This window comes from Pectobacterium punjabense, assembly GCF_012427845.1.
Lineage (GTDB): Bacteria > Pseudomonadota > Gammaproteobacteria > Enterobacterales > Enterobacteriaceae > Pectobacterium > Pectobacterium punjabense.
The window spans coordinates 2,993,613-3,019,115 of the sequence record NZ_CP038498.1 but is presented as its reverse complement, the minus strand read 5'-3'; the positions used below and the strand labels follow the sequence as shown (position 1 = coordinate 3,019,115).

Annotated in this window: 20 protein-coding genes, 5 tRNA genes and 2 pseudogenes; 15 read left to right on the top strand and 12 right to left on the bottom strand. The window is 42.1% G+C overall.

What is annotated here, in order from left to right:
* The first annotated feature begins 53 nt into the window (after positions 1-53).
* From pilV to E2566_RS13730, 3 genes are all read left to right on the top strand, one after another.
* Entirely contained in the window at positions 54-1,574 is a 1,521-nt protein-coding gene (pilV, locus tag E2566_RS13740) for a shufflon system plasmid conjugative transfer pilus tip adhesin PilV (RefSeq protein WP_107168522.1), read from the top strand.
* 161 nt (positions 1,575-1,735) lie between these two features.
* A complete protein-coding gene (locus tag E2566_RS13735; RefSeq protein WP_107168523.1) occupies positions 1,736-3,514 on the top strand; it encodes an S-type pyocin domain-containing protein in 1,779 nt (592 codons plus the stop codon).
* On the top strand, positions 3,514-3,723 hold the full coding sequence (locus E2566_RS13730) for a DUF4926 domain-containing protein (protein ID WP_107168524.1): 210 nt from the start codon (positions 3,514-3,516) through the stop codon (positions 3,721-3,723). Before E2566_RS13735 ends, E2566_RS13730 begins: the two co-directional genes overlap by 1 nt.
* 149 nt (positions 3,724-3,872) lie before the next feature.
* Here the strand turns inward: E2566_RS13730 and E2566_RS13725 are convergent, their stop codons facing one another.
* Positions 3,873-4,052, bottom strand: coding sequence for a hypothetical protein (locus tag E2566_RS13725; RefSeq protein WP_100016978.1), 180 nt, complete (start codon positions 4,050-4,052; stop codon positions 3,873-3,875).
* A gap of 480 nt (positions 4,053-4,532) precedes the next feature.
* Between E2566_RS13725 and E2566_RS13720 the strand changes: the two genes are divergently transcribed.
* The gene (locus E2566_RS13720; protein WP_107168525.1) at positions 4,533-5,282 is read left to right on the top strand and encodes a hypothetical protein; all 750 of its coding nucleotides are present in this window, start codon (positions 4,533-4,535) and stop codon (positions 5,280-5,282) included.
* Between the two features lie 109 nt (positions 5,283-5,391).
* On the opposite strand, the gene E2566_RS13715 is transcribed toward E2566_RS13720, so the two are convergent.
* Both E2566_RS13715 and E2566_RS13710 read right to left on the bottom strand, forming a co-directional pair.
* Complete coding sequence (locus tag E2566_RS13715) at positions 5,392-6,669, bottom strand: tyrosine-type recombinase/integrase (protein WP_107168526.1); 1,278 nt, start codon at positions 6,667-6,669, stop codon at positions 5,392-5,394.
* A gap of 179 nt (positions 6,670-6,848) precedes the next feature.
* Positions 6,849-6,924, bottom strand: a tRNA-Asn gene (locus E2566_RS13710).
* Positions 6,925-7,303: 379 nt separating this feature from the next.
* Between E2566_RS13710 and E2566_RS13705 the strand changes: the two are divergent.
* Together E2566_RS13705 and iraP are read left to right on the top strand one after the other, a co-directional pair.
* Positions 7,304-7,573, top strand: a pseudogene (locus E2566_RS13705) (LysR family transcriptional regulator); the annotation flags it as partial.
* A 394-nt stretch (positions 7,574-7,967) separates the two neighbouring features.
* Entirely contained in the window at positions 7,968-8,234 is a 267-nt protein-coding gene (iraP, locus tag E2566_RS13700) for an anti-adapter protein IraP (RefSeq protein ID WP_168444506.1), read from the top strand.
* 169 nt (positions 8,235-8,403) lie between these two features.
* Here the strand turns inward: iraP and cycA are convergent, their stop codons facing one another.
* Positions 8,404-9,816 (bottom strand): D-serine/D-alanine/glycine transporter, encoded by a 1,413-nt coding sequence (cycA, locus tag E2566_RS13695; RefSeq protein ID WP_107168529.1) that lies wholly within the window; start codon positions 9,814-9,816, stop codon positions 8,404-8,406.
* A gap of 336 nt (positions 9,817-10,152) precedes the next feature.
* Here cycA and E2566_RS13690 point away from each other — a divergent pair.
* Positions 10,153-10,228: transfer RNA gene (locus E2566_RS13690), tRNA-Lys, on the top strand.
* A 452-nt stretch (positions 10,229-10,680) separates the two neighbouring features.
* The gene (locus E2566_RS13685; RefSeq protein ID WP_107168530.1) at positions 10,681-10,968 is read left to right on the top strand and encodes a hypothetical protein; all 288 of its coding nucleotides are present in this window, start codon (positions 10,681-10,683) and stop codon (positions 10,966-10,968) included.
* A gap of 94 nt (positions 10,969-11,062) precedes the next feature.
* Here the strand turns inward: E2566_RS13685 and E2566_RS13680 are convergent, their stop codons facing one another.
* A complete protein-coding gene (locus E2566_RS13680; RefSeq protein ID WP_107168531.1) occupies positions 11,063-11,287 on the bottom strand; it encodes a DUF2594 family protein in 225 nt (74 codons plus the stop codon).
* Between the two features lie 637 nt (positions 11,288-11,924).
* Between E2566_RS13680 and uvrY the strand changes: the two genes are divergently transcribed.
* The 7 genes from uvrY (at position 11,925) to E2566_RS13645 (ending at position 16,908) form a co-directional block, all read left to right on the top strand.
* The gene (uvrY, locus tag E2566_RS13675; RefSeq protein ID WP_010279369.1) at positions 11,925-12,581 is read left to right on the top strand and encodes a UvrY/SirA/GacA family response regulator transcription factor; all 657 of its coding nucleotides are present in this window, start codon (positions 11,925-11,927) and stop codon (positions 12,579-12,581) included.
* Complete coding sequence (uvrC, locus tag E2566_RS13670; RefSeq protein ID WP_107168532.1) at positions 12,574-14,406, top strand: excinuclease ABC subunit UvrC; 1,833 nt, start codon at positions 12,574-12,576, stop codon at positions 14,404-14,406. The genes uvrY and uvrC overlap by 8 nt, the downstream gene beginning before the upstream one ends.
* Before the next feature lie 58 nt (positions 14,407-14,464).
* A complete protein-coding gene (gene pgsA / locus E2566_RS13665; protein ID WP_107168533.1) occupies positions 14,465-15,013 on the top strand; it encodes a CDP-diacylglycerol--glycerol-3-phosphate 3-phosphatidyltransferase in 549 nt (182 codons plus the stop codon).
* A 139-nt stretch (positions 15,014-15,152) separates the two neighbouring features.
* A tRNA-Gly gene (locus E2566_RS13660) sits at positions 15,153-15,228 on the top strand.
* Positions 15,229-15,279: 51 nt separating this feature from the next.
* Positions 15,280-15,353, top strand: a tRNA-Cys gene (locus E2566_RS13655).
* A gap of 8 nt (positions 15,354-15,361) precedes the next feature.
* Positions 15,362-15,448 (top strand) — tRNA-Leu (locus E2566_RS13650).
* 203 nt (positions 15,449-15,651) lie between these two features.
* Positions 15,652-16,908, top strand: coding sequence for a tyrosine-type recombinase/integrase (locus tag E2566_RS13645; protein WP_107168534.1), 1,257 nt, complete (start codon positions 15,652-15,654; stop codon positions 16,906-16,908).
* Between the two features lie 88 nt (positions 16,909-16,996).
* Here E2566_RS13645 and E2566_RS13640 read toward each other — a convergent pair.
* The 7 genes and pseudogenes from E2566_RS13640 to E2566_RS13610 all read right to left on the bottom strand — a co-directional run.
* Positions 16,997-17,588 (bottom strand): annotated as a pseudogene (locus E2566_RS13640) (integrase core domain-containing protein); the annotation flags it as partial.
* A 52-nt stretch (positions 17,589-17,640) separates the two neighbouring features.
* A protein-coding gene (locus tag E2566_RS13635) for an IS3 family transposase (protein ID WP_107171160.1) occupies positions 17,641-18,749 on the bottom strand; the annotation gives its coding sequence in 2 pieces (ribosomal slippage) (positions 17,641-18,497 and positions 18,497-18,749; 1,110 coding nt in all).
* 262 nt (positions 18,750-19,011) lie between these two features.
* Entirely contained in the window at positions 19,012-19,470 is a 459-nt protein-coding gene (locus E2566_RS13630; RefSeq protein WP_107170908.1) for a very short patch repair endonuclease, read from the bottom strand.
* A 2-nt stretch (positions 19,471-19,472) separates the two neighbouring features.
* Complete coding sequence (locus tag E2566_RS13625; protein WP_107170907.1) at positions 19,473-20,051, bottom strand: hypothetical protein; 579 nt, start codon at positions 20,049-20,051, stop codon at positions 19,473-19,475.
* Positions 20,048-21,739, bottom strand: a complete 1,692-nt coding sequence (locus E2566_RS13620) for a DEAD/DEAH box helicase family protein (RefSeq protein WP_107170906.1) — start codon at positions 21,737-21,739, stop codon at positions 20,048-20,050. Before E2566_RS13620 ends, E2566_RS13625 begins: the two co-directional genes overlap by 4 nt.
* A complete protein-coding gene (locus E2566_RS13615) occupies positions 21,732-24,095 on the bottom strand; it encodes an ATP-binding protein (protein WP_107170905.1) in 2,364 nt (787 codons plus the stop codon). The genes E2566_RS13620 and E2566_RS13615 overlap by 8 nt, the downstream gene beginning before the upstream one ends.
* Complete coding sequence (locus tag E2566_RS13610) at positions 24,092-25,255, bottom strand: DNA cytosine methyltransferase (protein ID WP_205942499.1); 1,164 nt, start codon at positions 25,253-25,255, stop codon at positions 24,092-24,094. Before E2566_RS13610 ends, E2566_RS13615 begins: the two co-directional genes overlap by 4 nt.
* Between the last annotated feature and the right edge of the window lie 248 nt (positions 25,256-25,503).

Sequence of the window (25,503 nt, the reverse complement as noted above, 5' to 3'; positions counted from 1 at the left end):
ACTTTTTTATTTTTGCTAATTAAAGTTCATGTAAATAAAAAAGGACGGTGAAAATGAAAATAACAAATCAAAAAGGGTTTTCCCTATTGGAAGTCACATTGGTGTTAGGTATCGGCACAGCAATGGCATTCATAAAGTTTCAGGACATGAAAAACGATCAGGAAAACATTATAGCGAATACCGTAGGCGCTCAAATGAAACAGATGGGAGAAGCGGTTAATCGTTATATCAGTATCCGTTATGACAAACTTTCAACATTAACTTCAAGCAGCAGCCAGAGCAGCGATCCGGGACCAAGAACCTGTACGGCTAACGGTTGTGAAATCACTTATCAAACGTTAGTGAATGAAGGGCTGTTGCCTGTCAGTTATACCGGAATCAATGCGCAGAAATCATCTTATAAAATCATGTTAAAGCGCGATGGAGGTTCACCTAATTACGTTATTAACGGACTGGTTATCACCACATTGCCGTGGTCAGAAGGAAACCGTGTTCGCTATGACTTATTAGGCCGTGCTATGCAGGCGGCTGGCATTGATAGTGGTATGACGCAATCCACAACGGTGGCATCGGGAACCGCTGGTCAATGGACTGAGAACCAAAGTAACTATGCTGGGATAAATGCAGCGGGATTGCTGGCCTACCGTGTTGGATATAACAGTTCTATGTATTCGGTTTATCTACGTCGTGATGGAACATTACCAATGACAGGTGATTTGAATATGGGAGGCCAGAGTATCAACAACGCCAAAGACATTACCGCATCGGGTGACGTGAACGCGACCTCATTTAATGGCACCTATGGGCGTTTTGCCAAGAACGTCAATGTGTCTGAGGATTTAAATGTTATTGGGTTTTCCACATTTGGTAAGAACGTATCGATGAACAGTCAGCTTACGGTAAAAAACGGCATCAACTCTGAAAACTACATTTCAGCCAAAACCCAGAGCAGCAAACTTCAGATTGGTGGCGGTGGCACCAGCGATCCGAATATGATTCTGTTAAATGTATCTGGTGGTGCGGGGGATGGTTATCTTTCCCTGAATGGGAATAACAATTCCTCTGTTAAGCTGGATATCTGGGGAAGCCAAAGAGTGAGAGGCGACCTTACCTTATCGGGTTCAAATGATGGAAAAACGACAGGGGCCATTTCTGCGTCAGGAAACATCGCTTCATCAGGTATTGTTTCAGGGCAATATTTACAGGTTAAATCGACTGCTGTGGCGGGAGTAAGTTGTTCACCTGATGGGCTAATTAGCAAGGACGATAAAGGGGCTACACTTTCTTGTCAATCTGGCATATGGGGGACAAATAGTGGTGGTCTAATCACGGTTGATGGAGGGACATGTCCTGCCGGAGTTGAACCTGTTTTATATTATGCTTCGAACGCTGTATTTTGGAACGGACAAGTACGAACCAATCCGTATGGTGACGAGAAACTTTGGGTTCCTCAATACAATATCAATGAAATGGGTTCACATTGTACGACCCACGGCGGGGGCGAAAAAGGTGAAAAGGAAAGTTGCCGTCCGATACCAAAATATATCAATATAACAAAAGTGAAATGTGGGTGATTTGAGACAGGATATTTAAAATAATGTTCTTATATAAGTAAAATTATCATGACGCATCGCTGTTTCCTTATCTGTTAACGGTTCCGGTATTGAATCATCCATAAAAAGCGCCCAACATTCAGCCCTCAAAAGGAGTGTTTTACTGTCAAAGGAAAATGACAATGCCGGGTGCTGCTCGTCTTAATGATATCGGAAGTGGTCATGACTGCTTCCCTGAAACACCGATAATCGAAGGCAGTTCTGATGTAATTATTAATGGTCAGCCTGCTGCCCGACAGGGTGATGCTGTTCTGCTTCACGGTTGTCCTTGTCCTAATACACCACATGGTGTGCATTCCCGAAAAATCGCCGAAGGTTCATCGACCGTTATTATTAACGGCAAGCCCGCTGCGCGTATTGGGGATGGTATCAATTGTGGTGGAGTCATCACGTCCGGTAGTGGCAATGTCATTATTGGTGATACACCCCATCGTTCTCCCGTTCAGGACTGTGCTAAACAGGCAGCATTAACCCGTGCGCCATTGCTGGCGTTAACACCGATGCTGGCAGTTGAGCCTGTTTTTGCCAAATCCTGTTTACGTGGTGCGGGTTGTACCGATGCGGGAAAGGAAGACGAGCCACAGGACAACATCGGGGAAATGAGTTTTTATGTTGCTGAACCTGTTGAGCAGGCTAATCCCTCGCAAGAAAAATCAGTTGAGGTAAAGCAGTATGCGCAGGCAGCGAAAAAGAAAAATACGGCTTCTGCTGTTTCTCCTCCTCAGTCATTGGCCGGAAAAAATGAACCGTCACCTAAGACCTCTCCCGGTGCGATTAACAAGCCTCAGATACCCCCGATGGAGCCGTGGTATAAAACGGTTTTTGACTTGTTAGTGGGTAAAGCGGATGCGGCAATGTTGCCGCCACCTCAACCAGTGGTCATGGCAGGTACGGCAGCACAGGCGGGGGCGACCGCTGCTGCGGGTGGCGCTGTGGCGCAGGCCAATCAGGATGCAGCAAAGGCACTGACACATCAGATGAAACGTCTTTCTGGTCCATCAATCTGGCAAGGCCAGTTGCAGATGGCGCAAAGTTTCCTGCTGATGGGAGCATTGATTCAGCACCATCTGAAAGGTGAAAAAGACGATTTGCTGACACAGGAAAAGCTACTGGAGGTAGCGAAGAAGCAGGGAACCGTCCCCAGTCGTGTTCGTTATCAGTGGGTGGAAGATGAAGAAACTGGCAGGCTGAAGGCGGTTGGCTACCACACCAGTATGGAAAGTGGTCGCGATCAGGTTCGCGTCAGATTACTGAAACATGATTTCCCCAATAACCGTTACGAGTTCTGGGAAGAGAGCGCAACCGGACCAACGATTCTATGGACACCGGATAATCCGGGTATCGAATTACCCACGGATACGGCACACGGTGAACAGCCTGTTATTCCGTCAGCAGTGCCGGGATTTGAAATTCCAGAGATGGATGATGTCAGTATTCTTGCGACACCAATGCCGGAAGAGAAGGATTTTCGGGATTACATTCTGGTGTTCCCGGAGAATGCGTTTCCACCGATTTATGTTTATCTGAGCGAGGATAATTCACCATATATCACTAAAGATGGTGTTCTTCAAAATTCAGATAAAGCAACCATTGATAAAAATAAACTGACAGGTTATGCATTAAATCCTGAACATCCAGTCGGAGGACATAAAGCTAAAATTTTTGAATCTGCGTTAGGTTATAATCAATCCAATGTGGACGACCTTATTGAGCAAGTTAGACTTGGCGCAGGATCAAGTCCTGCGGCATTAGGTAATGCAACTAACTATGGACAGCAGGTTATTGTTGATATGCCGATTGAAGGTATAAATGGGAGTTCAGCTATTGTTAGGACAGGTTGGTTTTTTGACAATGGTTCCGATGTTCCTCGGTTAGCAACAATTTATGTGAAGGGTAAGTAATGATGGTTTATTCTTTATTTGATGTTATTTCTTTAAAAAATGATCTTCCAGAGGAAGGATTGAAAAAAGGAATGCTAGGGGCTATTGTTCACATTTATAATGAGCCATCCCCTGCATATGAGATAGAATTTTGCAATGATAATGGCGAGACACTGGCCTGTATCACATTAACACCAGACTGTTTCAGTAAGGTTGATTTTAAAAAGTAGTCTGATGATTTACTTGTTAAAATAAAAATCTCATAACGACGAACTGTAATCAAAAAAATTAAATAGCAGCACAACAATCTGTATGTGCTGCTCAACTTCCCGCACAATTAAAATTGTGGCCTTAATGCGTTATCCCCATGGCTGTTTCCTTAGCCTACTGGAATCACTTCTGGCGTATGAAAAGTACGAAATAACAGATCAAACCGTTCCCAAAGGACGAAGATCAAAATTTCTTTTGCCTTGGGTTCATCCAGTTCAACAACGGCGTAAATCAATGCCCGACACTGATCGATGATTTCTTCCAGTTCCAGCGGCGTGTTATCGAACATGATAAACCTCCGTTGCTGGATGTTGAGTTGTGGCAAAAAAAGCAGTAGCCAGATGCAGATTTTCAGGAAGGGAATGGGTAAACTGACAGACAGCCATAGCGTTAGTCCTTATAACGTTGAGGTTAGCCCTTGTCTGGTATCGCAAGTACCTTTCAGGGGCGAAACAGGTGTTCAGGTGGTCTTTTGTCAAGTCTCGTGCCTGATCGGTTGCAATGTAAGGCTAGGGTTGGTACTAGTCAATTGCTAAACACGATATAAGGAAATCTACGGCTGGTTAGTTCCCTAACTTTCAAATTCATATCGTTTCAGAGCTGCGTGAACCGTTGATGGCGTTGTTGCGATGAGTCTGGAGAATTGATTTAATGTATTGGTTCGGCAAGAGTTTAAAAGATTGGACTAAGGGATAGATATCAATCATATTTCATTTTCGGTCATGTTATGATTATTTATTAATACGATTTTTTATTTTGAGGGAAATAAGTGGAAAATATAATTAATAAGACTTGTAAGTTTATAAAGTCTATAAATTCATTGTATCATAAAATAGGCGTTGGGGCTTTATTGTTATTAATAGTAAAGTGTTTGGTTTTAAATAAAATAACAGCACCTTTCACATGGATGTATGACGTAAGTGCTGTTGTCGAGGGGGTTCTTGCATCAATTATTGCTAGTTATATTTTTTATGTTGTAGCAATTTATCCTGAAATATATAAGGATAAATGCCGAAGTTCGGTTTTCGTTATATCTCGCCTTCGTATTATAACTACCTCATTCCAAACTCATATCCAAGAGTTTGGTAAAAAAGCATCTATTGATTTGGATGTAAACTCATCAGTAGATGATGTTGGGAAAGCAATCCTAAACATATCACCGTTTAAGAAAGATGCACCTTTGGTTTTGGGGTATACACAGCCATTTCAATCTGCAGATTGGTTTGAATATTTTTTATATGGAGTCAATAAAATAGAAGAAGACGCAAGTAAATTGATAAACTCAAGAGCATATATGAATATGTCTACTATAACGTTATTAAATCAAATTATTCATAGCGGTTGGTGTTCAACTATCAAGATTTTAAATGATGCGAAAGGTGGTTTAAGGCAAGACTTAAATCCTTTTTACTCAAAAGAACAAAGTGATAAAAGTCAGCAATTATATTTTTCGTTATACAATTTGATGAGGATGGTTCAATATTTAAAATCGGAAATAGAAAAGTATGAAATAGATTAATTTTCTAATATGACCTCATTCATATGATTGAAAACTGTTAAGTAATTAAGCTTTTCAGTTAAGGTTACTTTATGTCCCAATGCTGAGTTAGCCGTCCTTGGCTATATAACTAATATTTCTGCGCAAACTCAAACGGCCTAACCATACCGTTGCTGTTAGCATCAAGAAAATCAGCCCACCATTGCAACATGAGGCGGCGTTGCTCAAGGTGTTTGGCCTTGTGAGTGTAGGCAGCACGAACGTTGTTCTTTTCCATGTGGCTCATCTGAAGTTCAACCACATCTTCAGGCCAGATACCTGATTCGATTAACGCACTACACGCCAGCGTTCGGAAACCATGACCGCACAGATCGGTTTTGGTGTCATAGCCCATTTTGCGTAGTGCTTTGTTGATGGTGTTTTCACTCATGGGTTTCATCGCATCATAACAGCCTGTCAGGATAAAACCCTCATCACCGTTAACGTCATAGGTGAGGTCTTTAAGATCTTCCAAAATTGCCAGCGCTTGATCGCATAGAGGAACATAATGTTTCCTGCGCATTTTTGCCCCACGACCTGAATGCTTGATCCCTTCAATGGCTTCACGTTGTTCAGGGATAACCCACAAGGCGCTTTTGAAGTCGATCTCTGACCAACGGGCAAAGCGGAGTTCACTGGAACGCACAAAAATCAGCAGATTGAGTTTTATCGCTAATTGGGTCAGCCTGCTACGGCCTTTATAGGCTTCAATACGTTCCAATAGTGTAGGTATCTCTTCCAGTTCGATAGCGGGACGGTGTTCCGTTTGCGGCTTCTGAACAGCACCTTCCAAATCGTAGGCCGGATTGAAACGGATCATCTTTTGCTGGACGGCATAACGCATGATGGCAGTAGCGTACTGTTTCACCCGCATGGCAATTTCCAGATAACCCAGCTTCTCTATCTTTTTGATGGGAACCAGCAGATCGCCTGTATCCAGTTCAGCAATATCTTTTTCACCAATATCAGGGAACAGATAAGTTTCCAGCCGTGTCCAGACAGAACGCTGATAATCTTCCGACCATGTGGTTTTGGTGGCAAACCAGCTTTTGGCAACTGTTTTGAAAGCGCGGGTGTTGTTACGCCGCTCTTGAACGATTTTGTTGTCAGCCTGTTTTTTGGCGCTGGGGTCGACTCCAGCCGCTAACAGCTTTTTTGCTTCATCTCGCCGTTGTCTGGCATCAGCCAGAGATACGGCAGGGTAGACACCGATGGAGAACACCTTCTGTTTTCCTTCGAAGCGATAGCCTAACTGCCAGTATTTGGAACCGTTGGGATGTACCAGCAGATAGAGGCCAAACCCGTCAGTGAGCTTAACCACCTTTTCTGACGGCTTGGCATTTTTTACTTTGGTATCAGTAAGTGACATGACGGTTCCCTCCGATTGCTGGTAAAAACGAAATCGAACCAGCTTTACCAGTGTTTTTACCAGCAAAAGGGTATGGCTTCGAGTGTTTTTGGGTGAACGAGGGCGAACCTGAAGAAGGGGATAACCAATTGATAAAAAGCAAAAAAGCAGACGTCAGTGAACGTCTGCTTTCTCTAAAATGGCTCCTCTGACTGGACTCGAACCAGTGACATACGGATTAACAGTCCGCCGTTCTACCGACTGAACTACAGAGGAATCGGTTAAGTGCGGTGGATAATAGCGGTAGCGTTTCAGGTTGTCAAAGGATGTTATCGATAGATGTGTTTGATTGCCGAACTAATAACCAACATATTGAAATTATTGCTCAAGTTGAACATAGAAAAGCGATGAAATATGCCGGTTAGCGGGCAGCGTTGCACCCTAAAATAGCAGGTTTTGCTTTAGGATGGTGCAGGCGGGTACTGGCTTGATGACGAGTTCCCCATACAAAACTAATCGAGTTGGTTAGCAGAATCATTTCTTTTCCTTATTTTACCTGTGGCTTATCAAGGAGGTATCACTTTTTCTTAGGCATAGGAACATAATATGGCGCGCTTTTTGCTACCTCTTTAGGGTAACTACTCAGGAGGCAGACATGAATCTTAGACGGCTCAAATACTTTGTGAAAATCGTTGATATCGGTAGCCTTACACAGGCTGCTGAGTTGTTGCATATTGCACAACCGGCGCTGAGCCAGCAGGTCGCGACGCTGGAGAGTGAACTCGAAAAACAACTGCTGGTGCGGAGTCGACGTGGTGTTACGCCTACCGAAGCGGGGAAAATTCTTTATTCTCATGCACAGACGATATTGTCACAGTGTGAACAAGCAAAGGATGCGGTGAGTGGCGCACATCAATCAATGAGTGCGTAGTAAAGGTAACTATAGAGCCAGCTGTTTCCCTATAGCTGGCTACTCATCTAGCTTCTTTGTTTGGCATTCTGTCAAAAATGAGTATCTTTATTTTTCTGTGAATTTCATCACACATTCATGATTTTGGTGATTTTCTTCAAAATAGTTATTTTTTGTTCGAAAAAATAAAATGCTTTTTTAATTTTTTTATTTATTCGATTTATTTATCTGCAGCTTCATTTCATTACTGTAGTGTGAATATGATTTTCTTAAAATGATAATAGACACTAGCGGTCAGGCCATTCACAGTGTTACATTAATCTTCGTTATGTTTCTCTAATCCTGTGCGACAAAGAACGGGTGTTGCCTTATGGATGTATGGCGGTTATTTTTTGATTAAGGAGTTCAAATGAATAATATCCTCTCTCATCTTTTAATAAAGCTGGCAGAAAAGGAAGTTGGAGAAAAAGCGCTTAACGCTAAGATTGAATCGTTAGAGATGCTGATCTCTGCTATTGTCTCAACGCTAGATGACGGAAAAATCAATGAGTTAAATAGAAAAATAGAAGGTGTTGTTGCTGATGCTTCACAGCGGAAAGACGAGTGCAATTGCTTAGCCTTCGAACTATTGGCTAAAAACATCAATCGCATCACAACCGTTTCATTACGAGAATAACTTTCTTATATATCAATGGTGGCGACATTAATTGACCGCATATTAATTTCCGTACATCAATTGAGAATTGTTTATATTCAATAATAGAGAGTACTTGTGCTATGCGTGATTTTCCCGAAAAAAATTAAAGGCGCCGACATTGTCTGCGCCTTTCTTGCATTTACAAATTTTACTTTCCGTCAATAGCCCGCTTTTTCCGACGAATAAACTGATAAGCAATAGCCAGAACAATAAACCATAACGGCGTGACAACGAGCGCTTGGCGTGTATCTGGTTGCAATGTTAACAGTACAATAACGAAAGCGAAAAAGGCCAAGCATACCCAGCACATGAAAATCCCCAATGGCATTTTATATGATGACTCTGTATGCAGTTGCGGGCGCTTTTTACGATATGTTAGGTAGGAGCACAGGATGATACTCCAGATGAACATGAATAAAATTGCGGAAACGGTGGTCACGAGTGTAAACACGGTCATCACGTTCGGTATCAGATAGATCAACACCACGCCTGAGAGTAAACAAATACAGGAAAACATCAGCCCAGTGGAGGGGACTGAGCGTTTAGATAGCATACCGAAACTTTTTGGTGCATCACCTTGTTTAGCAAGACCAAAGAGCATACGACTGGTTGAGAATACACCACTATTGGCGGAAGATGCCGCAGATGTCAGTACGACGAAGTTGATCATACTGGCAGCAGCGGGTAAGCCGACAAGGACAAACATTTCCACGAAAGGACTACGATCCGCAGTAATTGCACTCCACGGCGTCACAGACATAATCATGATTAACGCAAAAACATAGAACATGATGATGCGAATTGGGATGGCATTAATCGCGCGGGGCAACACGACTTTCGGATTTTTAGTTTCAGCTGCGGTCGTGCCTACCAGTTCGATGCCAACAAATGCGAATACGGCTATTTGAAACCCGGCAAAGAAACCGCTAATCCCTTTAGGGAACATGCCGCCATCATTCCATAGATTAGTAAAAGAGGCGACATTTCCAGATGGAGAAGAAAACTGAATCATGACCAGTGCTACACCGACCACAATGAGTGCGACGATAGCGACAATTTTTATCATTGCAAACCAGAATTCCATCTCGCCAAACAGTTTCACCGTTGCCAGATTTAGCGTAAGTAATAGCAGAACGCAAAGCAGGGAAGATACCCACTGTGATAAATCAGGGAACCAGAACTGAGAGTAAGCGCTAATGGCTACGACATCGGCAATCCCGGTGACTACCCAACAGAACCAGTAAGTCCAGCCGGTAAAAAAACCAGCCCATGGTCCAAGCAGATCGGCAGCAAAATCACTGAATGATTTATAGTTGAGGTTGGAGAGTAATAATTCTCCCATCGCACGCATGACGAAAAACAGCATGAAACCAATGATCATATAAACGAAAATGATCGAAGGGCCAGCCATGCTGATTGTTTTGCCTGAGCCCATGAATAGCCCAGTGCCGATCGCTCCGCCGATGGCGATGAGTTGAATATGACGATTAGTCAGATTCCGTTGCAGTCCCTCTCCCTGTTCAGGGGCAAGGTCTGCGGATTCTTTTGATTGTTCGACCATTTAAGTACACTTTCCTGTTTCTGTCTGTGATGTGTTTTGAGCTCTTTGGCGGCTCTCGTTTGCGAAAATCGAAGAGAATAAGATAGCGCAACCGCAGTACTTATTACAGCGGATGTCTGAGATAGCCGAGCATAAAGAGGGCAGGTAATGATGCCAGATGCTGCTGTATGTTTTTCGCCCTAGTAATGAAGAAGATATAAAATAATGAGGAGTGTAGATATTAGGTCGTGCAGGTTAACAAAATTGCCTGTCGCTAACAATGCTATTATTGCGGCATAAAAAATTAATATGAAGTGTTTGACAGGCGAGCTAGGGAGGAGAATAATCCCTCCCGTTGGGTCGTTAGCTCAGTTGGTAGAGCAGTTGACTCTTAATCAATTGGTCGCAGGTTCGAACCCTGCACGACCCACCAACAATTTCAATAGGTTACAAATTATTTTTTGATTTGTTATCATTTTGTTTTTTTATTTGTTATCTAATTTATACTCGCCTGTTTTTTAATTTCTCCCTTTTTACTAACTCTTTTTCTTTCTTTTCTATTTCATTCTACGACTCTTTTCACTTAATACATTCGATGATTTCTTGTGTGTTTGTTATTCATATAACGTATTGTCACTGAGAGAAAATATAACGCAATTGGTGGTACAACCGATAATCACTGTTCCGCTTGGGCAAGATGTGTCTCTTGTGCCCTGAAGAGTCCTGAGAAAGTGCTATGCTTAATGGATGGAATAGACGATAGATCGTATGTGATGTTACGAGTTTGCACTGGGCTGTGTTCACATCCACTGGGGCGGCATTTAGAAGTAGCTGGAGCTTCCTGGTTAGCCATAAGCAAGTTTCTGCTTGATTTCGGAGGTTCATATGGGGTTCGAAAAATTACTGGCTGTCATAGAAAAAAGTCACCAGGACCCAAAATCAGTTATCTCGTTGTCTGAACTTAGCCAGGCAATCCATGAGATAATTTGTACAGAAAGTTCAAAAGAGTACAAGATAAATGCGTGCTTCACCGAACTGCGGGAGTTAGTTGATGAAAGAAAGGCACTCTCTAGGAAACAGTTTTTGGATAAGGCATTGGTGACGGAATTAACACAATATAAAAAGAAAGAAGAGGCGCTGCTTTTGAAACTCATCAGTATTGGAAACAAATAGACGAGAGTCTCTATTTATTAAATTAAAAATAGTCATGCTAAATATCGCTACACCGCCAGATCAAATTACTGAGATGGCGGTGTAGCAAATAGTGCTATTTTCGGTAGCTTGTTTTGATTTGCTTAATCGTGTTATCAAAAACAGCAGCCTGCTCGGCGTCTTCCAATTGAGCAATATATCTTTCCATATTGATGATCACTTTACCGGCATCTGCCTGGCCGATTGCTTTTAATAACAGCGTAACCATCGCTTTCAGACAAGTAACCTCATGGGCTAGGGTTTCAGCGGATGCGGTAGTAGAAAAATCTACGTTGCTCATGTTTTCTCCTCAACAAGAAAAAGATGTTTTCCTTCGCCTGCTGCGGCGTTACCGCTGACACGACAGGCAAAATCAGATAGTGAGGAGTATAACATAAAGCATATTGTAGATTGATATTATTCGCGGATAACACCGTTTTAGTGACTGTTTTTTATGCATTTAATTTATTATAATAGCGCTTATATTTTGGATGCCATTTCGTGGAAAGGGCTGTAGATGTGTTGCGCTTAATACATACCATATTCACTATGGACGCTTTTCTATAAATATATTATTTGTATAATATCGTCATAGGCGATGGCGTGATGCTTAATCACATGTTGCTTACAATAGTAATTTTTCATTGACATTCAAGATATAAAGCCAATTGCATGCCATTTGATCTGTTTTCTACACATTTTGTATTATTAACCGGTTTATACTGTGTGGCGTATTTGAAATGTTAAGAGTGTGATCAACATGCGTCTTCAGGCTAGCGATATATTGTTATGATCGAGGATGTGCTTTATTCCTTCTTGGCATATTTTAAAATACTTATTCATATAAGTCAGTGTTCATTATTGTTTGAAACCAACGTAGTATCACCTGCAAGCAACTTTTCATGTAAGTGTTACTCCCTTTTTTGGAGAATTATTCTTTGATTAGCGTTTTTCTTGTTGATGACCATGAACTGGTGCGGGCAGGGATACGACGCATTCTTGACGATATCAAAGGTCTGAAAGTGGTTGGTGAGGCGTGCTGTGGTGAGGATGCTGTCAAATGGTGTCGAAGCAATGATGTTGATGTTGTTTTGATGGACATGAGCATGCCGGGTATCGGTGGACTTGAAGCAACGCGTAAGATCCTACGATTTACGCCAGATATCAAAGTCATTATGCTCACTATTTATACCGAAAACCCATTGCCCGCTAAGGTGATGCAGGCGGGCGCTGCGGGATATGTTAGTAAAGCGGCTGCCCCTCAGGAAGTGATCTCTGCTATTCGGGCGGTGCATGCAGGTAAGCGGTATATCGCTTCTGATATTGCTCAACAAATGGCATTAAGCCAGTTGGAACCTCAGACGGACGCGCCGCTGGAGTGTTTGTCTGAACGCGAATTACAGATTATGCTAATGATAACGAAGGGACAGAAAGTGACTGAAATCTCAGATCAGCTCAATCTAAGCCCCAAAACAGTGAACAGCTATCGTTACCGTATGTTTAGCAAGCTGAATATCAATGGCGACGTCGAGTTGACGCATCTGGCTATCAAGCATGGGCTTTTTACCGCGGAGACATTGTTAAGTAGTGAGTGAGAGTTTCGATGCTTCGGCATTTTTAAAAACGGTAACGAGCCAGCCTGGTGTCTACCGGATGTATGATGCCGGCAATACGGTCATCTATGTCGGTAAGGCAAAAGACTTAAAAAAACGACTTGCCAGCTATTTTCGCAGTCATGTCGCCAGCCGTAAAACCGAGGCGTTGGTCAAAAGCATCAATCATATTGATGTCACGATTACGCATACAGAAACCGAAGCTTTACTGCTGGAACACAATTACATCAAACTTTATCAACCGCGTTATAACGTCTTGTTGCGCGACGATAAATCCTATCCCATGATTTTCCTGAGCGGTGATGCTCATCCGCGTCTGACAGTTCATCGTGGCGCCAAGCACGCGAAGGGCGAATACTTTGGCCCGTTTCCTAACGGCAATGCTGTGCGTGAAACGCTACTATTGCTGCAAAAACTGTTCCCGGTGCGTCAGTGTGAAAATAGTGTCTATCGCAACCGTTCTCGACCTTGCCTGCAATACCAAATTGGGCGCTGCCTTGGGCCTTGCGTTAGCGGCTTGGTTAGCGAAGAAGATTATCAGCAGCAGGTAGAGTATGTTCGCCTGTTCTTGTCCGGTAAAGATCAGCAAGTACTGAATCAACTTATCTCCCGGATGGAAGCGGCTAGTCGTGATCTGCGTTTTGAAGATGCTGCACGGATACGCGATCAGATTCAAGCTGTTCGTCGAGTGACGGAGAAACAATTTGTTTCCGGTGACGGTGAAGATTTGGATGTCATCAGCGTCGCTTTCGATGCTGGTATGGCCTGCGTATATGTCCTTTTCATCCGACAGGGGAAGGTACTTGGTAGCCGGAGCTATTTCCCGAAAGTACCTAGCGGTACGGAATTGGGGGAGGTTGTGCAAACTTTTGTCGGGCAATTCTATTTACAAGGGAGCTTAGGTCGGACGCTTCCTGCTGAAATTTTGCTTGATTTCACCTTGCCCGATAAAGATTTGCTGACAGAGTCCCTGACCGCAGTAGCAGGTAGAAAAGTACAAATTCAGACAAAACCTCGCGGCGATCGCGCCCGCTATTTAAAATTAGCGCGGACGAATGCTGCTACGGCGCTGGTCACGAAACTATCTCAGCAATCCACTATTCATCAGCGTTTGGCTGCATTAGCCAACGTCTTGCAGTTGCCAGAAATTCACCGAATGGAGTGTTTTGACATCAGTCATACTATGGGGGAACAAACTGTGGCATCTTGCGTGGTATTTGATGCTAATGGCCCGCTGCGTTCGGAATATCGCCGCTATAATATCAGTGGTATTACGCCTGGCGATGACTATGCCGCTATGGCGCAAGTCCTCCAACGTCGATATGGTAAAGCGTTAGATGACAGTAAAATACCTGATGTGATTGTAATAGACGGTGGGAAAGGGCAACTCGGCCAAGCTCAGGCCGTGTTTGACTCCTTGCAAGTATCGTGGGATAAAAATAAGCCTCTGCTACTTGGCGTTGCGAAAGGCAGCGATCGTAAAGCGGGCCTGGAAACGCTGTTTTTTGAGGCTACAGGTGAGGGTATGGCTTTACCAGCTGATTCCCCTGCGCTGCACGTGATCCAGCATATTCGTGATGATTCGCATGACCATGCGATTGGTGGGCACCGTAAGAAGAGAGCAAAAGTGAAAAATACCAGTACGCTGGAGCTTATTGAAGGTGTCGGCCCTAAACGTCGCCAAACCCTGCTGAAATACATGGGTGGACTACAGCCTTTGATGAATGCCAGTATTGAGGAGATTGCAAATGTTCCAGGAATTTCGCATGCATTGGCAGAAAAGATCTTCCATGCATTGAAACACTAGGGACAATGTAGCAACATACTCCTAGTATCCACTCCAGCCAGATAGTTACCTAAGCGCTATGCAATTTAATATACCGACGTTGCTTACCCTGTTTCGTGTTGCTCTTATTCCGTTCTTCGTGCTGGCGTTTTATCTTCCATTCGTCTGGGCACCATTGCTTTGCTCGTTGATCTTTGTATTTGCTGCCGTGACGGACTGGTTTGATGGTTTCCTTGCTCGCCGCTGGAAGCAAACCACGCGTTTTGGTGCCTTCCTCGATCCTGTTGCGGATAAAGTGATGGTGGCTGTCGCGTTGGTGTTGGTTGCGGAGTACTATCATTCTTGGTGGATTACACTGCCCGCTGCCACGATGATCGCTCGGGAAATCATTATCTCGGCATTACGAGAATGGATGGCTGAAATTGGCAAAAGAAGCAGCGTTGCCGTGTCGTGGGTAGGGAAGGTGAAAACCACGGCTCAGATGATGGCGCTTTTTGCTTTGTTATGGCGTCCGGAACGTATTGTGGAAGGCGTTGGTGTTGTGGCGTTGTACATCGCCGCCGTACTGACTTTCTGGTCCATGTTTCAATATTTGAACGCCGCAAGACACGATCTGCTTGAACCTTGATCGAAGCGCCGTAAAAACCAGCAAACGAACGCAGTTGCTTGATAATTTTATTGACTCATTGCGTCAGGTCAGTAGAATGCACCGCATCAACAGCAACGCTGGTTTGTAAGAAGTTAGAAAAATCAGAAGGTTCTGTGTTGCGGGAATAGCTCAGTTGGTAGAGCACGACCTTGCCAAGGTCGGGGTCGCGAGTTCGAGTCTCGTTTCCCGCTCCAATTTAAAGCATCGGCACTTGCGGATGTTGGTTACTAAGACCTGAATATTTTGGCGCGTTAACAAAGCGGTTATGTAGCGGATTGCAAATCCGTCTAGTCCGGTTCGACTCCGGAACGCGCCTCCAATATTTAAGCCCGGGTGGTGAAATCGGTAGACACAAGGGATTTAAAATCCCTCGGCGTTCGCGCTGTGCGGGTTCAAGTCCCGCCCCGGGCACCATTGATAAATCAATAGACGTCAACCGACGTCTATTTTTTTGCCTAAAACCCACGGTTTTACTGGCTTCCCCTTCATTCCATATTCTTCCTACGTCAACACAATTCAACTGACATCAACTTGCTTGTGCGGGTACAATTGCGGGTATACTTCAGTATGGTAAATCCTTGTACCCTCAATAACGCATTTATTGAAGGAAAAGCATTATGGCACTCACGGATATCAAGGTACGTTCAGCAAAACCGGAAGAGAAGCCTTATAAACTTACCGATGGAAACGGTATGTTTCTTTTGGTCCATACCAATGGGTCTAAATATTGGCGCTTACGCTATCGTTCGGGTGGCAAAGAAAAGACGCTGGCACTAGGTGTTTACCCCGAGGTTTCCCTTTCTGAAGCGCGTCAGAAACGTGATGAGGCGCGAAAACTTATTGCTGCTGGCGTTGATCCTAACGAGCATAAAAAGGCAGTCAAAACTCAACAACAGGATGATGCGCAAACTTTCGAAGTTGTAGCCCGCGCTTGGCACGCCGACAACAAGAAATGGTCAGACTCACATGCCGAACGTATCCTGAAAAGTCTGAGCGACAATATTTTCCCCGCCATCGGTGGTACTCACATCGCGAATCTGAAAACTCGCGATTTGCTGACACCGATTAAAAGCGTTGAACGCTCCGGACGTTTAGAAGTGGCTAAGCGTCTAAAACAACGCGTGACTGCCATTATGACCTATGCCGTACAAAACGGCCTGATTGACTATAACCCGGCGCAGGATATGGCAGGGGCGATTATGCCTGGCAAAGTCGAACATCGTCCGGCATTAGCGCTTGAACGTTTGCCTGAACTTCTTGGCCGCATTGACGGTTACAAAGGCCGTGAGTTTACCAAGTGGGTTATTAACCTCTCCCTACTAATTTTTATCCGCTCCAGTGAACTCCGTTTTGCCCGTTGGCCTGAAATCGACTTTGAACGAGCGTTGTGGACGATTCCTCCAGAACGTGAACCAATCCCTGGAGTGAAATTCTCCGAACGCGGTTCAAAAATGCACACACCACACCTTGTCCCACTAAGCCGTCAGGCACTGGAGATCCTTAAAAAGATCAGAGAGGTGAGTGGGTATTGTGAACTGGTTTTCATTGGCGATCATTCGTCACGAAAACCCGTTAGTGAGGGCACGGTGAACAAAGCGCTGCAAACTATGGGTTACGACACCAAAACGGATGTATGTGGTCACGGCTTTCGTACCATGGCCTGTAGTTCGTTGATTGAGTCGGGCTTGTGGTCTAGGGATGCGGTAGAGCGGCAAATGAGCCACCAGGAGCGCAATGGCGTTCGGGCTGCGTACATTCATAAGGCAGAGCATCTGGATGAGCGCAAACTGATGCTGCAATGGTGGGCGGATTTTCTGGATGCGAATCGGGAGAGGGCGGTGAGTCCGTTTGATTTTGGGAAGCTTGGGAGATGATCAGCCTCGATTTTCCTCACACCATGAAGACCATATAACTCGGCTTGTACCTTACCCACATCATCCATGGTATGTAAGGGCACCTGTTTTAGTTCCACACATTTTTGAAATTTTCGGGTTTTTAGCAATCAGCCGATATTTTTCCGGCGTCAGGTTATTCAAGGATTCATGGGGCTGCTCGCTATTATATTCGTGCAGTGAGCGCTCCACGATATCCTGTATTTCATTCAGTTTTTTGAATAGGTAAAAATCCAGTATTTCTGTTCGGTACGTCTGGTTAAAGCATTCTGTGTTGGCTTGCTCGGTTTAATAAATTCCAGTGCTACACCATGTTCTTCTACCCATTGTACCAGCGTTAACTAGAGCGACTCTGGACCGTTATCTAAGCGGATATTCTCGGTTTGCCACTATCCGGTCCAACACACGAACCACGCGTTGTGCCGGGATATTCAGGTCAATTGCTATAGCCAGCACTTCACGATTAAAATCATCCACCACTTTGAACGTGCGAAAACGTCTGCCACACATCAGAGCATCATGCATAAAATCTACTGACCAACTCTGATTCAGGTGTTCCTGCACCGCCATGGTGCTGAGTCACGTACTGGAAAACGTTGCTTTTCTTTATGACGAAAATTCAGTTTCAGAAGGCAGTATATCTGATGAACGAGTTTATCGTTTAATCAGGTAATATCAGGTTCAGATTGGGTCTTTGTGTAGTCCCTCCGGTTTTTAGTACCACCGCCAGTTAGAGTCTCCGGCCAGTTTTTGCCTTGCATAGATAACCGGTGGTAGATTGCCAAGTGAACTATGTGGGCGTTCCTCGTTGTATTCCGTCCGCCAGTTTTCTGTTAATTCTCGCACTTCAGACAGCGTTCGGAACAGATACAAGTCGAGTATTTCCGTTCGTAATGTCTTATTAAACCGTTCGATAAATCCGTTCTGCATTGGCTTGCCCGGCTGAATAAAATCCAGTATGACTCCATGCCGTTCGGCCCATTCCGACAGGGCGGCGGCGGTGAGTTCCGGTCCATTGTCGCTTCGGATAAACGCCGGGTAACCTCTTTCTGCGCTGAGCCGTTCCAGAATGCGCACTACGCGATGCGCCGGGATATTTAAGTCCACTTCGACTGCCAGCGCTTCCCGATTAAAATCATCGACGACATTAAACAATCTGAATCGCCTTCCATCCATCAGTGCGTCACTCATAAAATCCACTGACCAACAGTGATTCATGCTAACGGGGACCGCCAGAGGCTGTGGACTCCGGTTGGGTAAGCGTTTTTTACCCTTGCGTCTGAGGTTTAGTTTTAACCAACGATATATTCGGTAAACGCGTTTCTTATTCCACGATAACCCCGTCTGACGCAGTTTGTTGAACATCAGGCCAAATCCATAGGCCGGATAATGATGCGCCAGATTTTGTAGCGCCTCGATGACCGGAATATCCCGTTCGGCATTCGGGCGATAATGCAAAAGGCTTCGGCTAATACCGATAATCCGGCACCCGCGTCGCTCGCTGGCCTGATGTTCCGTCATGACATAGCGCACCAGTTCGCGTTTATCGGGGACCGTTAAAGTTTTTTTGCGATGACGTCCTTGAGGATCTCATGGTCCAGGCTCAAAGAGGCGTACATCTGCTTCAATCGCCGGTTTTCCTCTTCCAGCTCTTTCATGCGTTTGATATCAGAGGACTCCATGCCGCCATATTTTGATTTCCAGTTGTAGTAGCTGGCTTCTGAAACGCCATTCTCGCGGCAAACATCCTTCACATGTCGACCGCCTTCAACTTCTTTTAGGACCCTCAGGATCTGGGATTCGGTGAAACGTATTTTCTTCATAGCGCACCTCCATAGGTTGTATTTTAACCAGAGGACTCTATTAAGCGGTAAGACTAAATTCTGGGGGGACTACATTTGTAGTCATCTCAACAACCCTAAAAATTTAAAAGCGTTTGCTGTTTGTATGAGAAAATAGTGATTAAAAAAATAAATGCAATTATTTACTTAAATTAAACGACATACTCTCATTTCTGTCTTTCGTCAGATAGTTATGCAATAAGATTAGACAAAATGAAGACTGGATGTGTTGACTAATATTTAACTACAGTTGGGAGGGAAACACATCCAATAATAAAGATGTATCCTCTGTTTTTGACTTGATAAAATTAACTAGTTGAGGAAGATAACTTTTGTTAAATAAAAAACATTCCCACACAATGATCACTGTCCAACCCAATTTGTTAAGATCTGAAATGTTCTTCTGATCGCGTTGTCTGTTTTTCTGAATTTTATCAAGCCAAAAGGCAACATTGGACTTTGGTACTCTTGCGAGTTTACAATTTTCATTAATATGTCCATGCCAAAAACAACCATTTACCATTATAACTAATCTATATTTAGGTAAAACAATATCAGGTTTTCCAGGAAGCTTATCGTCGTGGATTTTAAAACGTAAACCATTAGCATGAAGAAACGAACGTACTTTTATTTCTGGCCTGGTATTTTTTTGTTTAACTGACACCATTATGCGATGTCGTTCTTCTTTACTAATATTGTCCATGTTCAATCATCCCCATAGATATAGGCCTTTGCATTACATATAGAAAGAGCTTTTTGTATACATTTTTCATCTGAAGGTGATACTTTTTGATGCCTTGCGAAAAGGGTTAAAAGTATTGATACTGTCGTTTCACAACGTTCTGTTAAAGGTGTGGATGCTACTAGTATTAATGCTTTCCTCAATGCCGTTTCCCATTTTAAGACTGTGCCATCAGCAACAACGATAATATGGGTACCGCTTTCTCCATAGAAAATAGATGTTTTTATTTTTGAATTTTCTTCTATTAAAGTTGCTTCAACACCAAAAGTTTGAGAAATGATTAAACTAAGATCATCCGGTTTTGCTTCTCCAGTTTTATCTTTTGAGTATCTATTCAAAATTGCATCTTTTATGTATGTCCGAATGGCATCTTTTCGCATATATTGTGATAGTTTTCCCCCTACCATAGGCATGGAAACTAGTTGTGCTAAAAATATGCCATTTTCAGTACGAGAACGTGATAAATAATTCACTTTATCTGCTTCAATATAAACAGTTTGTTTAACTGCTTTAGCAACTTTTTCTGGTATAATATTACTCATATCCAAGCCTCCGTGTCAGGAAATATCAATCTTTCTGCTTCGTCTTGATCTTGTAAACTTGCAACCTCATCTAACCAAGCATCAATGAGTTTTTGCCCTCTATTGTTACTGAATGTTACCACTCCATCTCTTAAAAATACAGTCTCTGCCTCTTGTCTATAAGACGATTTTTTTGCTTCATTATCTAACTCTTTTACTGCGGCAATTCTCCTTATATCTGTAACAAAATCCAGCACAATTACTTCTTCTTTGCCTGGTGCCAAACGTAAACCACGACCGAGTTGTTGAATAAATATTCTACGGGAATGTGTTGCTCTTAAAAAAACGAGGACATTAACATCAGGAACGTCAATACCCTCGTTTAAAACATCTACTGCTGTCAACGCTTGAATTTTTCCAGATGAGAATTCTAGAAGGATTTGACGTCTTAAAATTTTGTCATCAATTGACATATTGGCAGCAGATATACCTGATGATACTAGTTTACTGGCAAACGAATCAGCGTGACTTTTGGAAGGTGAAAATACAACGATCCGAGGATTATTTATACTCTGAAGAACCTTAATTATTTCCGCAATGACCGCATCATCTCGTTGTGGTAAAAACAATCGTTTGTTCAAATCTTTGATTGTAAGTTTATTTTTTGCTAATTTAGGTATTTCTTCCCAGTTAATATTATCGCACATTAGTCTGTAATCCACGACAGCTAAGAACCCCATACGCATTCCGTCTATAAGTGATACTTTTGCTATAGGTTCTCCAAATATTGAATCTATCGTTCTCCCATCACCTCGCCAGGGCGTAGCAGTCATGCCAATTAATAACTTAGGATTTAAATGTTCAATACAAGTCGAAAATGCATTTGCCAAAGCATGATGTGCTTCATCAACTATTATTAAATCAAAAGCATCCGGTTGTAACCCCCCTAAATACCCATAAAGTGTTTGATATAAACCAAAGTTAATACCTTCATAAGGCACTGGAGCATCTCCACTCATAAATAAGCGTGTAGGAATGTTTTTTGATAATTGGCTCCAAAAGGATTTTTGTAGTTGATACGCGAGGTCAATAGAATGACAAAGCACTAAAACTTTTTTTAGGCCATTTTTGTAAAAATGATTAGTAAGGTATGCTGCAATAACAGTTTTACCTAAACCTGTTGCTACAACAAACAATGTTTTACCTCTACCATTTGTATAGCTCTGCCTCACGAGTTCTACGATATCCTTTTGGTAATTACGAAGTTCTCTCCTGTCACAACTATATCTCCCCCACTTTTCTATTAATAGGCGTAAAAAACTTCCATTCCAAAGTTTTATATTAAAACCTTCACTATTTAACTGATCTCTCCTTTTATAGGCTGAGTTTGTGAAATCTCCATTTGTAGCAACGACAACAATCTTTGATCTGTAGTATGATTGACCCGTAATTGCTTGATTTATAGCCGATACGCCGATGTAAGAAGATGATGTAATAGCCTTAACTTGAAAGAGGTATGAGTCATTTTTCTTGCTATGGTCATTAAATCTAACAGCTAAAATATCAGCTCCCTTATCACCAGAACCTCCAACATATTGTATATTTCCCCAACCACAATGAGATATTAATCTGACCACGGCTAATTCCAAAGCCTGCCAATCTCCTCCAGACATGACATTCTCGTCAAGGAAAGTGATGTCGTTATTCATGCATAAGTCCTTCAAGAATTGACAATGTATTAGAATGACGCAATAACTCTTGTTTTTTATGTACGCGCCCTCCTTGTAATAATAAAATCACATCTGAAAGATAAGAAAGTATTTTATCCAATGAAACTTTTCTCAATCGTTCACATGTTGATTCATTTCCAATGTTTAATTGAAGATATGGTTGCGCAAATAGTTTATTATCTAAGAACTCTTCTGGAAAGGACTGAATAAGTCTTTGAACAGTGGCATCGCACACATATGACAGTGTTTTTGAAGCGTTTAGCTGGTCATTTTGATAGTCACCAAGTAAGTGTGGAGCCTCATCAATCAGCCTTCTGGCCAACTCTTCTTCTTCTGATTCTACTTCTTTTATTAATTTTTTAGCCTTATTAAAACGATGAATTAATAATGTTGGAAGTCTTTCTTTAATGCTTGATAATATGGACTGAGCTCTCTCCTGAAGAGATTGGAAATTTATTCTTTCTTCAGCCAAATGATTGTCCACAAGACCAATGAAAGCATCTTGAATTGAAATTGTTTGGTTGCGCAGACTATATTTCTCTGCTAATCCTTGCAGTAAAAGCTGTTTTGCTGAAATAGGATATTCTGCCAATATGGGATGCGTTGAATCAAAGAAAAAATCTATTTCAATCCCATCAATAAAAATATGGCATGGCACCCGATTTCCTTTTATTTTTATTGAGATATCTTTGACTCTCCATGCGGTAACATCCATACCAGGGGTCAGATCATACGAGTATTTCATTGATAGAGATTCTTCTTTATCTGAGTTTTGTATAAGCTCATCTCTCAAAGAAGTTACTTGTGCAATTGGTTTCGCACTTTCACTCGATTTATTTTCGATATTTTTTTCTTCTTCTGATATATTACTTTGTGGAATGTAATCATCAAGATCGTCTGATGGTTTATTTCCTGGATTTACTTGAGTTAATCCTTCTGTGCCTTCGCTGCGAGCACGATCAGCTTCTTGCGCAACTTTAAACCACTTTTCATCTGACTCATATTCAGATTCACCCGCATAGAATTTTTTCGAATACTCTTTAGCTAAGGAGTTTGCGATCGCCAGATTTTTTGTTCCTGGGTCTATTCTGCGATATGCATTTACTAACTTACCTAATGGTGATGTATTATCACCGTCATAGCCCATAGCAGCTCGGCTTTTCGGAAGAATTGGACCGGCTCCACGAACAGCTTCAAGAGTTAGTCTCCATGCTCTGTCAGAAGTATCGAATCCATTTTTTTGATATGTAGGAATCAAGTAATCTACATGAAGCTCGCCAATTAGTCGTCCACCAACGGTAGAACCTAATTCTACAGGATATTCTGTGATTATTGTCCCTGTATCTGGATTTTCGAATCCAAAGAGACATTTGTCCTGTACAAGGATTTTTCTACCATTTCTTACAAAATCTATGCCAAAATCTACTGTATCAGAATATCTTTGTACACCTATCCATCCCTTTAACCTACGTGCTCTTTTGACAATATGTTCAGGGATATTTCCTGTTTTTTCATAAATGCTTTCTAATTCAGTTATTTCGTCATCAACTAAATATCTGTTTCGCAATTTATCAAAATATGTATCACCAAGATCGCGGTTAATATGTTGAATCGCTTCTATTTTCTGGCCTTTACGAATCACGAATCTTGAATCTGACCAGATACAATAATTTTTGGGTGAAAGTTTTTTCCCTTGAACAAAAAATGAAACTTTATTTTTGCTTAATATAGGGGTGTAGATGCTTTCGAGTTGTCTCTTAATTATTCCTTCTTTCCTTTTGATCTCAGAATATACACCTTCTTTGAGGTGTCTAATAATAATTTTAGTGCCTGATTCGCTGTCATTTTTTTTAGGCACACGAATAACTGGTGCAGTGAAGGATTGATCTTTAATCAATTGCTCGAAGTTTATTCTGATCCCAACCCACTCTTTTGAATCTGGAGTTGCTGAAAGGAATATTGTTTCATCCCCCAGTCTTGCTGTGGAAATGTTGAATCCCATTCCAAATAATCCAAGATTATGGATCGGATCGTTACTCGAATAACCAGCTTTAGCGGCGCTTTGTAAAATATTCAATGGCATTCCATTACCATTGTCTTGAACAACTATCTCTCGCTCATTTGCAGCTACCGATTCTGTTGACCAATATATATCAATACGTGGGGATTCGATAAGGAGACCACGATATTCGGCATCAGCAAAAGCATCTAAAGAGTTATCTGTTAGTTCGGCAAGGCATTGCCACGCAGCAAAAGGAATATCACCAAGGGTTCTTAATATTTTAGGCGTTGGTGTAATATCGACAAGTTGTTCATCGAGTTTTGTTGTATTCATTTTGTGCTCTCCAAAAATTTGGCTATTGACTGAGCAACCTTGTTTGCAAGAAGTGGTGGTACAGCATTACCTATCTGCATAATGTTCGAAGTTGCAGAGTGTGGAAATTCAAAATTGTCTGGGAATGTTTGTAAGCGAGCACATTCTCTGACAGTTAATCTTCTGTCTAGAGAATAATGGAATTGTACTCTAGATTTTGCATTCGCCCTTATTGTATAAGATGGGCTATTCGCTAATGTTTTCTCGTCACCCTGCCCATTACCTTTTTTGGCTTTAGCTGCTTTAAAGAATTGAGATTGATTTGGTATGCTTTCGTCTACGATCTTTTCAAGATCAGCTATTGCCCAAGAGGTAGTTAGATAGTTACTTTCATGATGAGTAGCTATAGGCTTAGTTGGGAAACCATGTAAGTCTTCTCTGACTGCAACTATAAATAAACGAGTTCTTCGCTGTGGAACGCCATAATCTGGTGCAAATAAAGTCCAAACCTGAACTTTATAACCAGCATTTTGTAGATCATCTTTAATCGTTTCTAGAACTTTACCTTTCTCCATATTTGCCAAGCCTGGAACATTCTCTCCTACGACTACGAGAGGTTTATGGAGATTCATATAATTAATTAGAGCTTGATATAATCGCCCTCGCACTGATGTTAAACCATGCCGCGGACCACATGTTGCAAAATCTTGGCATGGGAATCCTCCGATTAAAACATCGGCGGATGGAACATCTTCAGGATTATAGTTAGATAAATCCTTTACTTCCCCATGATTAGAAATATTAGCATTATAAGTGTCTATGCATTTGGAATCATTATCGTAGGCTGATAATAATTTGAATGATAATTTAGGAATGCTTTCCCCTTTATAGTCAAATCCCCCCAAAAATCCTAAGTCTAGACCGCCGCAACCGCAGAAGAATGAAACCACAGTGTTTTCAGTCACCTCCGTTGTTTCATTGGATGAGATTTTTTTAGAGTCCATTGAATCGACATCAGACTCGTTGAAGACGAATAACTCTTGCGTGGGTGATTGATTCTTAATCATTTTTTTTCCATGAGACGGCATTTCTGCACCATTCTCTCCATCTGGCGAGTTAACAGACAATGCTGCCATCGGTAACAAAAATTCCGAATCTTCTATTGCTTTTTTATAATTCATTGATAAATAATCATTTGTTGTTGTTGATGATTGTTGTATAGTCTCATTTTGCTATAAAATACGCCTTATTAAAAGACATTTAACTTCCTTACTGTTAGGGGATGATTTCTAATTAGGCATATAACTTTTTATTTTTGAATATGGCTAATATTTTATATAATTAAGTTATATCAATAATAATCTCTATTTAATATTTTACTTATTGCATTAGTGAAAAGTAAGAGTTTAAGCCAACAACTTAGTATGTA